We start from the raw sequence: 8,309 nt of genomic DNA, 5'->3' as shown, positions 1-8,309 counted from the left end.
CCCCCTGTGAGTGCGTAACAGTGTTCTAACACTGTTACGCACTCACAGGGGGGATGGGGGGCCGTCGACCTGCAGCGTCCAGTCCGGCCGGACGAACCACTCGCGCTCCAGCAGGTACCGCACCTCCTCAACGGGCCTGCCACGGCGCGCGACCGTGAGCGAGCCGTCGCGGCGGTAGCCGAGCCGGGCCGAGACCCGGTGCGATGCCGTGTTGTCCGCGAACGCGGCGGAACGCGCGCGCAGCGCGTCGAGGTGGTCGAACGCGAAGACCAGCACGGCGGCCCGCATCTCGGTACCGATCCCCCGGCGCTGGTGGCGCAGGCCGATCCAGGATCCGGTGCTGACCTCGCGGGTGATCGCGAAGTCGACCGCGCTCAGGCTCTGCACACCGATCACGGCGCCGTCGAGGCGCACCAGGAAATGCACCGACCAGTTCGTGGGCGAGAGCGCCGAGCGCTGCTGCCAGAAGTGCTGGAGCATCCCGCGCCCGAGATAGCGCGGGTCGGCGTCGGTCCACGGCACGAGGAACGGCATCTCCTCGGGCGGGTGAACCCCGCGATAGGCCTCGTCGACGAGTTCGAGCAGACCCTCGTCGTCGTCGGGACGCAGTTCCAGGCGCGGGGTGCACAGCACGAGACGGCGCAGCGGCCACGGCTCGGGGCGATCCGCCGGGTCCATGCCACGCAGGGTGCCTCATCCGGTGCGACGGCATAACGTCCTGGTTCATGTACGCGATCACTGTGCGCGAGCCCGGCGACCCCGACGTCCTGCGCTGGACCGAGGTGCCCGACCCCCAGGCCGGGCCCGGCGAGGTCGTCATCGACGTGGCCGCCTCGGCGGTCAACCGGGCCGACCTGCTGCAGCGGCGGGGCAACTACCCGCCCCCGCCCGGCGCCTCGGACATCATCGGGCTCGAATGCTCCGGCACGATTTCCGCCGTCGGTGAGGGCGTTGCGGGCCTGCGGATCGGGGACGAGGTGTGCGCCCTGCTGACCGGTGGCGGCTACGCCGAGAAGGTGGCGGTGCCCGCGGCTCAGGTGCTGCCCGTGCCCGACGGCGTCGATCTGGTGACCTCCGGCGGGCTGCCCGAGATCGCCTGCACGGTGTGGTCGAACGTCGTCGCCGCGGGACGGCTCACCGCCGGTGAGACGCTCCTCGTGCAGGGCGGCAGCGGCGGCATCGGGACGCACGCCATCCAGGTGGGCAAGGCGCTCGGCGCCAGGGTCGCCGCGACGGCGGGCACACCGGAGCGGTTGCAGCGCTGCCGCGACCTCGGCGCCGATATCGCCATCGACTACCACGACGACGTCGCCGCGGAGCTCAAGAAGGCCACCGACGGCCACGGTGCCGACGTCATCCTCGACAACCTGGGCGCCAAGGGTCTGGCGAACAATCTCGCCGCACTCGCCACGGACGGTCGTCTGCTGATCATCGGGATGCAGGGCGGGGTGCGGGCCGAGCTCAACATCGGCGCCCTGCTGGCCAAACGCGCCAGCATCACCGCGATGGGTCTGCGCGGACGCCCGATCGAGGGTCCCACCGGGAAGGGCCGGATCGTGTCCGGCGTGCGGGAGGAGATCTGGCCGCTGTTCGCCGACGGCCGGGTCGTACCGGTCGTGCACGCCCAGGTTTCGATGGAGGACGCCGCGGCGGCGCACCGGATGCTCGAAGAAGGCGGCGTGATCGGGAAGATCCTGCTGCTGACACCGGCCGCGCGCTGATCGTCGACGCCCGGGGGTCGCGACGACAGACGCGGACGACGGCGTCATCATGGTGACATGAGCCAGCCGGGAGACCAGAACACGGCAGACAGCCCCGAGCAGCAGGTCATGGTCATCGGGCCGGACGGCCGGCCCGTGGGGGTCGCCCGCGTTCCGCAGTCGGGTGAGGACGAGAACGGCGAGGATCAGGGCGTCGGCTCGATGGTCGAGCAGCCCGCCAAGGTCATGCGCATCGGAACCATGATCAAACAGCTACTCGAAGAGGTCCGGGCCGCGCCCCTCGACGAGGCGTCCCGGGTGCGGCTCCGCGAGATCCACGAGAACTCGATAAAGGAACTCGAGCAGGGTCTTGCCCCCGAGTTGCGTGAGGAGCTGCACCGCCTGAGCCTGCCGTTCACCGACGAGGCCACGCCGTCGGACGCTGAGCTGCGCATCGCACAGGCTCAGCTCGTCGGCTGGCTGGAGGGGCTGTTCCACGGCATCCAGACCGCGCTGTTCGCCCAGCAGATGGCCGCTCGGGCCCAGCTGGAGCAGATGCGCCGCGGCCTGCCGCCAGGTGCGAGCGGACATCCCCAGCAGATGCCGGAGGGTCTGGGCCGCGGCACCGGCCAGTACCTGTAGTCCCCTCGGATGGCGGGACGGCGGGTGCCGACCAGGCGTCGCCGTCCCGTCACCCGTCGGTACCCTCGGGCCGTGGCAGTGACCGTGACCGCCGACGACGAGCGCGCCGAGGGAGCGCGCCCGCTCGCCGACGACGTCCCGGGGCCCCGCAGCTGGCAGCGCGCCTTCGGTGACCTGCGCCAGGGCTGGCGGCAGCGTTCGCTGTGGGGCTACCTGGGCTGGCAGGACATCAAGCAGCGTTACCGCCGCTCGGTGCTCGGACCCCTGTGGATCACCATCAGCATGGCCGTCATCGCCACCGCGATGGGCATCCTCTACGGGGCGCTGTTCCAGGAGGATCTCGCGACCTTCCTGCCCTACGTCGCGGTCGGGCTGCTGATCTGGAACTTCATCAGCGGCTGCATCCTCGAGGGCAGCGAGGTCTTCATCGCCAACGAGGGCCTGATCCGGTTCCTGCCCGCGCCGCTGAGCCTGCACGTCTACCGGCTGGTGTGGCGGCAAACCCTGTTCTTCCTACACAACCTGGCGGTGTGGGTGATTCTTATGATCATCTTTCCGCATCCGCTGGGGTGGCAGACGCTGATCGCGCTGCCCGCGTTCGCGGTGCTGGTCGCCAACGGCGGGTGGATCGCGATCCTGACCGGCATCATCGCGACCCGGTTCCGGGACATCCCGCCGATCATCGCGAGCGTGACCCAGCTCGTCTTCTTCATGACCCCGATCGTGTGGTCCTACGAGCGGCTGGTCGCGAACCCGGCCGTCGCGGAGCGGGCCCGGATCGCCGAGCTCAACCCCGCGCTGCACTTCGTCGAGATCCTGCGCGAGCCGATGCTCGGCGACCCGATCGTTCTTCGCCACTGGTATGTCGTCGGTGTGATCACTGTCGTCGGCTGGGTCGCCGCGCTGGTCTGCCTGCGCAACTACCGCGCACGCGTCGCGTACTGGGTGTGAGGGGCGTGCGCATCGAACCCGGTAACGGCGCCCCGCGGATCGACATCGTCGACGCCTGCGTCGACTTCCCGATCTTCGACGCGAAGTCGCGGTCGTTGAAGAAGGCCGTGCTCGGCAAGGCAGGCGGGCGCATCGGCACCGAGAGCAGGGTCCCGATCATCGAGGCGCTGCGCAGCATCAACGTGTCGCTGCGCAGGGGTGACCGGGTGGCGCTGGTCGGGCACAACGGCGCCGGCAAGTCCACCCTGCTGCGGCTGATGTCGGGCATCTACGAACCGACCCGCGGGCGTTCCTTCGTGCACGGCAAGGTCGCCCCGATCTTCGATCTCGCGGTCGGGATGGACCCGGAGATCTCCGGGCTGGACAACATCCTGATCCGGGGCCTGTTTCTCGGCATGACCCGCAAGCAGATGGAGGCGCGGGTCGACGACATCGCAGAGTTCACCGAACTCGGCGACTACCTGTCGATGCCGCTGCGCACCTACTCCACCGGCATGCGGGTGCGACTCGCGCTCGGCGTCGTCACCAGCATCGACCCGGAGATCCTGCTGCTGGATGAGGGCATCGGCGCCGTCGACGCCGAGTTCCTCGCCAAGGCCCGCACCCGGCTGTTCGAGCTGGTCGAGCGCTCCGGGATCCTCGTGTTCGCCTCGCATTCCGACGAGTTCCTCGCCGACCTGTGCGACACCGCGATCTGGATGGACCATGGCACCATCCGCGAACACGGCCCGCTGCGCGAGGTACTCCACCACTACAAGGGCCACGACGTGCTCGCAGATTACGAGCCGAAGTGACCGGCCCGCTCCCGCCCGGTTCCGTCGTCGCCGTCGTCGTCACCCGGCACCGCTGCGAGCAGCTGATCGACTCGCTGGACGCCATGGCCAAGCAGACCCACCCCGTCACCCGCCTGGTGGTGGTCGACAACGGGCCCGATCAGCCGGCCCGCGACGTCGTCGAGTCCTGCGGGCTGCCGGCGACGTGGCTGCCGTCGTGGCGCAACCTCGGCGGCGCGGGCGGGTTCGCCCTCGGGATCCTGCACGCGCTGGCGCTGGGCGCGGACTGGATCTGGCTCGGTGACGACGACGGATACCCGGCCGACGAGACGACGCTGGCCACCCTCATCGACCTCGCCACTCGCCGGGGGCTGGCCGCGGTGTCACCGGTGGTGGCCGACAAGGCCGACCCGGACACGCTCGCGTTCCCCTTGCGTCGCGGCCTGACCTGGCACACGACGCGTTCGGCCCTTCAGGGCGACGACGACGAGCTGCTCCCGGGCATCGCCGCACTGTTCAACGGTGCGCTGTTGCGGGCAACCACGTTCGAGGCCATCGGCGTTCCGGATCTGCGGCTGTTCGTCCGCGGCGACGAGGTCGAGGTGCATCGCAGGCTGGTGCGCTCCGGTCTGCCGTTCGGCACCGCGCTGCGGGCGGCCTATCTGCACCCGGCCGGCCTGGGCGAGGACAAGCCGATGCTCGGCGGACGGCTGCACGCCCGCGACCCGGACGATCCGGTGAAGCGCTACTACACCTACCGCAACCGCGGCTACCTCATCTCCCAGCCCGGGATGCGCAGGGTGGGGCTGCTGGAGCTGCCCCGGTTCGCGTGGTACTTCGTGGTCACCAAGCGGCGCCCGGCCGAGTTCATCGAATGGCTGCGGCTGATCCGCCAGGGCCGCGCGGAGCGGTTCGACCGTCCCGGCTGAGGTCAGGCCGCCGCGGGCTTCGCGGCGCGGAACACCACGGTCCGCAGCATCACGAAGTTGATCGCGGTGGCGCAGCCCTGGGCGATGACCCAGGCGATCGAGGTCTTGAACGGCAACTCGGGGAGGACGGCGAGGGCCAACGCGTTCATTCCGACGTTGATCGCGAAGGTCGTCCCGTAGAGCAGCAGGAACGCGGCGAACCGGCGCGGGCCGCCGTCGGTCTCGGTGAACGTGAAGCGGCGGTTGAGCAGGTACGCGGTGGTGGTGCCGAGGATGAAGCTGACGGCCTTCGCCAGGTGCACATAGGTGCCGAGGCCGAGCAGCAGATGGTAGAAGCCGAAGTCGACCAGCGCCGACACCGCGCCGACGGCGACGAACCGGCTGAGCTGTGCCAGCAGACTCAGGCCGGCGGGCTCGGAGCGCGTCGCGGTCACCGGGCCAGGGTAGCGATCGGCGCGCTCGGCCCGAGCCCCTCCCCATGATCGACGCTTCGGCGGGAGGAACCGCGCGAATCACGGCTGCCGGCTCCCAAACGGCGATCTTGCCCAGGGCCGGGATGACGGTGAACCCGCGTGACATGGGCAGAGCTACCCATTGAGCGCACCGCGTCCGCCGGGTTCGCTGAGTCCTCACCTGGCCACCAGCGAGAGGCGGGAGCAGATGCGGGATCGGCAACTCGAGGTCTATGAGCTCTTCGAACAGCGTGCGCGAGAACGCGTGACCGAACTGCTGACCGACGATCTGATCGCGGAACACGCCGCCAACCCGGCGGGCCCGCACAGCGACGCCCTCCAGCGCGTCCTGCGTTACCTGCGCCGCGCGCCGATTCCGGGCAAGTACGTCATCGTCGCGGTCGAGCCCTGGAAGGAGTACCGCATCGGCGTGCTCACCGGGGTGCGCGGTGAGGCGCCGGAGGTTCTCGACGACGGCCCGTTCAGCACCGAGGAGGAGGCCCTGCACGCGGTCTTCCGCAAGCGGGTCGACGACCTGCGAGGAGTGGCCTGATGGTCGAGGTCGTGCGTCCAGCAGTCACCGGATACGCCGACCGGTTCTCGGTCGCTCCCGGCGAACCCATCGAGTTCAAGATCAGCTGCGAGGAGCCGGGCGAGTTCACCGCCGAGGTCGTTCGACTGCGCAACGGTGACACCAACCCGGCCGGTCCCGGCTTTCGCGAGGAGGTGGTGCCGACCCCCGCGTCAGGCCGCTACCCCGGCCGTAAGCAGGAGATCCGCACCGGCTCCGCGGTGATCATCGACGATGCCGGCGGGCTCGCGCTCACCGCCACCGGCGCGGTCCACGTCTTCGCCCAGCCGACCACTCCGGGCATCGAGGGCCAGACCCTGATGTCGCGGTGGGACGCCGCGACCGGGATCGGGTGGTGGCTCGGCCTGACCGACGGCGGACGTCTCACGCTGCGTCTCGGCGACGGCTCCACGGTGCACGAGACCGTGACGGAACAGCCGCTGCACGCCTGGACCTGGTACTCGATCACCGCCAGCTGGGACAAGGGCGCTACCCAGCTCACCGCCGACCCGACACTGACCTCGGTGAACAGCCTGTGGAGCCCGGCCATCGGGATCGTGACCGGCACCAGCGGAACCGGCAGCGGCGCCCCGGCAGCGGCGCTCGCGTCGGCCCCGACGGTGCTCGCCGCATGCTGGGACGGTGCGGTCGGCGCGATCTGCGGCCACTACAACGGCAAGCTCGATACCCCCACGATCCTCGACAGCCCGCCGGACCACACCGTTCGTGCCGAGCTCGCCCGGGGCGAACCCCCCACCTCCGGGATGCTCGCCCGCTGGGACTTCAGCGCCGAGATCGGACCCGCCGGTGTCGCGGCCGACCGCTGCACCGACATCGGGCCCCACGGCTGGCACGGGCGCTGCCACAACCAGCCCTACCGGGGCATGACCGGCTGGAACTGGACCGGTGAGGAGGAGAACTACCGGCACGCCCCCGAGCAGTACGGCGCCCTCCACTTCTGCGCCGACGCGCTCGAGGACGCGGGCTGGGACACCGACGTCACCCTCGTCGTCCCCGACGACCTGCCCAGCGGGGTGTACGCGCTGCGGGTGACATGCGGCGAGCACGTCGACCACATCCCGTTCTGGGTGCTGCCGCCACGCGGCACCGCGACGTCGCGGGTGCTGCTGCTGTTCCCGACCGCGAGTTATCTGGCCTACGCCAACGACCACATCGTCCCCGAGGTACCGGTCGCCCAGTCGATCCTCGGGCACACCTCGGTGATGGCCGCCGCCGACCTGAACCTGCTCGAACGCCCCGAGTTCGGGCTGTCGACCTACGACCACCACGCCGACGGCACCGGGGTGGCCCATTCGACGCGGCTGCGTCCGATCGTCACCATGCGCCCAGGCTTCCGGCACACAACGGGCTCGCTGTGGCAGTTCCCCGCCGATCTGCACCTCGTGGACTGGCTCACGGGCATCGGCGTCGAGTTCGACGTGGCCACCGACGAAGACCTCGACCGCGAGGGCGCCGACCTGCTCGGCCGCTACCAGGTCGTCATCACCGGAACCCACCCGGAGTACTACTCGACGCGGATGCTCGACGCCTGGGAGACCTACCTCGGCCGCGGCGGGCGCGCGATGTACATGGGCGGCAACGGGTTCTACTGGGTGACCAGCTACCACCCGGACAAGCCGCACCTGATCGAGGTGCGCAAGGGCGAGGCCGGCTGCCGGGCCTGGCAGGCGCGCCCCGGTGAACTGCACATGGCCTTCACTCCTGAACGCGGGGGAATCTGGCGCAACCGGGGTCGCGCCCCGCAGAAACTGTTCGGCGTCGGCTTCGCCACCGAGGGGATGGACCGCTCGTCGCCCTACGTGCCGCTCACCGACTTCGCCCACCCGCAGGCGGCCTTCATCACCAACGGTCTCGAGGGCGCCACCCTGATCGGGGACCACGGGTTGGTCGGCGGCGGCGCGGCCGGTCACGAATGCGACCGCTACGACCTCGCGCTCGGGACCCCCGCCAACGCGTTGCTGCTGGCCACCAGCGCGGGCCACCACTCGGACAACTACCCCCTGGTCGCGGAGGACATCTACTTCCCGTTCGACGGCATGGGCGGGACCGACAGTTTCCTGGTCCGCGCCGACATCGTCTACTTCACCACCGCGGGCGGAGGCGCCGTGTTCTCCACAGGGTCGATCGCCTGGGCGGGCAGCCTGGCACACAACAACTACGACAACGACATCTCCCGGCTGACCAGAAACGTGCTGACCCGGTTCGCCGACCCGGAACCGATCGAACCGATGCCGATCGGTGCCTGACCGGCGCCTTGTAGCCCCCTTCCA

General features: G+C 70.2%; 9 protein-coding genes. 7 read left to right on the top strand and 2 right to left on the bottom strand.

The genetic code is table 11. The annotated features are described in order from the left end of the window. Nucleotides 1-42: 42 nt before the first annotated feature. Nucleotides 43-678, bottom strand: a complete 636-nt coding sequence (locus ACFQE5_RS18700) for a GNAT family N-acetyltransferase (RefSeq protein ID WP_379586762.1) — start codon at nt 676-678, stop codon at nt 43-45. A 47-nt stretch (nt 679-725) separates the two neighbouring features. Here ACFQE5_RS18700 and ACFQE5_RS18695 point away from each other — a divergent pair, with 47 nt between their 5' ends. The 5 genes from ACFQE5_RS18695 to glfT1 all read left to right on the top strand — a co-directional run bounded on the left by ACFQE5_RS18695 (nt 726) and on the right by glfT1 (nt 4,995). Beyond that, on the top strand, nt 726-1,721 hold the full coding sequence (locus ACFQE5_RS18695) for an NAD(P)H-quinone oxidoreductase (RefSeq protein WP_379586760.1): 996 nt from the start codon (nt 726-728) through the stop codon (nt 1,719-1,721). A gap of 57 nt (nt 1,722-1,778) precedes the next feature. Beyond that, on the top strand, nt 1,779-2,342 hold the full coding sequence (locus ACFQE5_RS18690; RefSeq protein ID WP_379586759.1) for a bacterial proteasome activator family protein: 564 nt from the start codon (nt 1,779-1,781) through the stop codon (nt 2,340-2,342). Nucleotides 2,343-2,414: 72 nt separating this feature from the next. Next, the gene (wzm, locus tag ACFQE5_RS18685) at nt 2,415-3,293 is read left to right on the top strand and encodes a galactan export ABC transporter permease subunit Wzm/RfbD (protein ID WP_379586758.1); all 879 of its coding nucleotides are present in this window, start codon (nt 2,415-2,417) and stop codon (nt 3,291-3,293) included. Between the two features lie 5 nt (nt 3,294-3,298). After that, complete coding sequence (gene wzt / locus ACFQE5_RS18680; RefSeq protein ID WP_379586757.1) at nt 3,299-4,087, top strand: galactan export ABC transporter ATP-binding subunit Wzt/RfbE; 789 nt, start codon at nt 3,299-3,301, stop codon at nt 4,085-4,087. Further along, entirely contained in the window at nt 4,084-4,995 is a 912-nt protein-coding gene (gene glfT1, locus ACFQE5_RS18675) for a galactofuranosyltransferase GlfT1 (protein WP_379586756.1), read from the top strand. The genes wzt and glfT1 overlap by 4 nt, the downstream gene beginning before the upstream one ends. Nucleotides 4,996-4,997: 2 nt before the next feature. On the opposite strand, the gene ACFQE5_RS18670 is transcribed toward glfT1, so the two are convergent. Next, nucleotides 4,998-5,429: a GtrA family protein gene (locus ACFQE5_RS18670; protein WP_379586754.1), complete on the bottom strand. Its 432-nt coding sequence runs from the start codon at nt 5,427-5,429 to the stop codon at nt 4,998-5,000. Between the two features lie 283 nt (nt 5,430-5,712). Here ACFQE5_RS18670 and ACFQE5_RS18665 point away from each other — a divergent pair, with 283 nt between their 5' ends. Both ACFQE5_RS18665 and ACFQE5_RS18660 read left to right on the top strand, forming a co-directional pair. Continuing rightward, nucleotides 5,713-6,000, top strand: a complete 288-nt coding sequence (locus tag ACFQE5_RS18665; protein WP_379586753.1) for a hypothetical protein — start codon at nt 5,713-5,715, stop codon at nt 5,998-6,000. Then, entirely contained in the window at nt 6,000-8,285 is a 2,286-nt protein-coding gene (locus tag ACFQE5_RS18660; protein ID WP_379586752.1) for a N,N-dimethylformamidase beta subunit family domain-containing protein, read from the top strand. The genes ACFQE5_RS18665 and ACFQE5_RS18660 overlap by 1 nt, the downstream gene beginning before the upstream one ends. The last annotated feature ends 24 nt before the right edge of the window (nt 8,286-8,309 follow it).

This window comes from Pseudonocardia hispaniensis (genome assembly GCF_042658695.1).
Lineage (GTDB): Bacteria > Actinomycetota > Actinomycetes > Mycobacteriales > Pseudonocardiaceae > Pseudonocardia > Pseudonocardia hispaniensis.
Note: the sequence above shows the minus strand (reverse complement) of the source record. Positions and strands in the feature narration are given on the sequence as shown.

Bases quoted from the DNA above. Each gene is read 5' to 3' on its own strand.
- ACFQE5_RS18700 (WP_379586762.1), bottom strand. From the start codon at position 678: ATGGACCCGGCGGATCGCCCCGAGCCGTGGCCGCTGCGCCGTCTCGTG.
- ACFQE5_RS18695 (WP_379586760.1), top strand. From the start codon at position 726: ATGTACGCGATCACTGTGCGCGAGCCCGGCGACCCCGACGTCCTGCGC.
- ACFQE5_RS18690 (WP_379586759.1), top strand. From the start codon at position 1,779: ATGAGCCAGCCGGGAGACCAGAACACGGCAGACAGCCCCGAGCAGCAG.
- ACFQE5_RS18660 (WP_379586752.1), top strand. From the start codon at position 6,000: ATGGTCGAGGTCGTGCGTCCAGCAGTCACCGGATACGCCGACCGGTTC.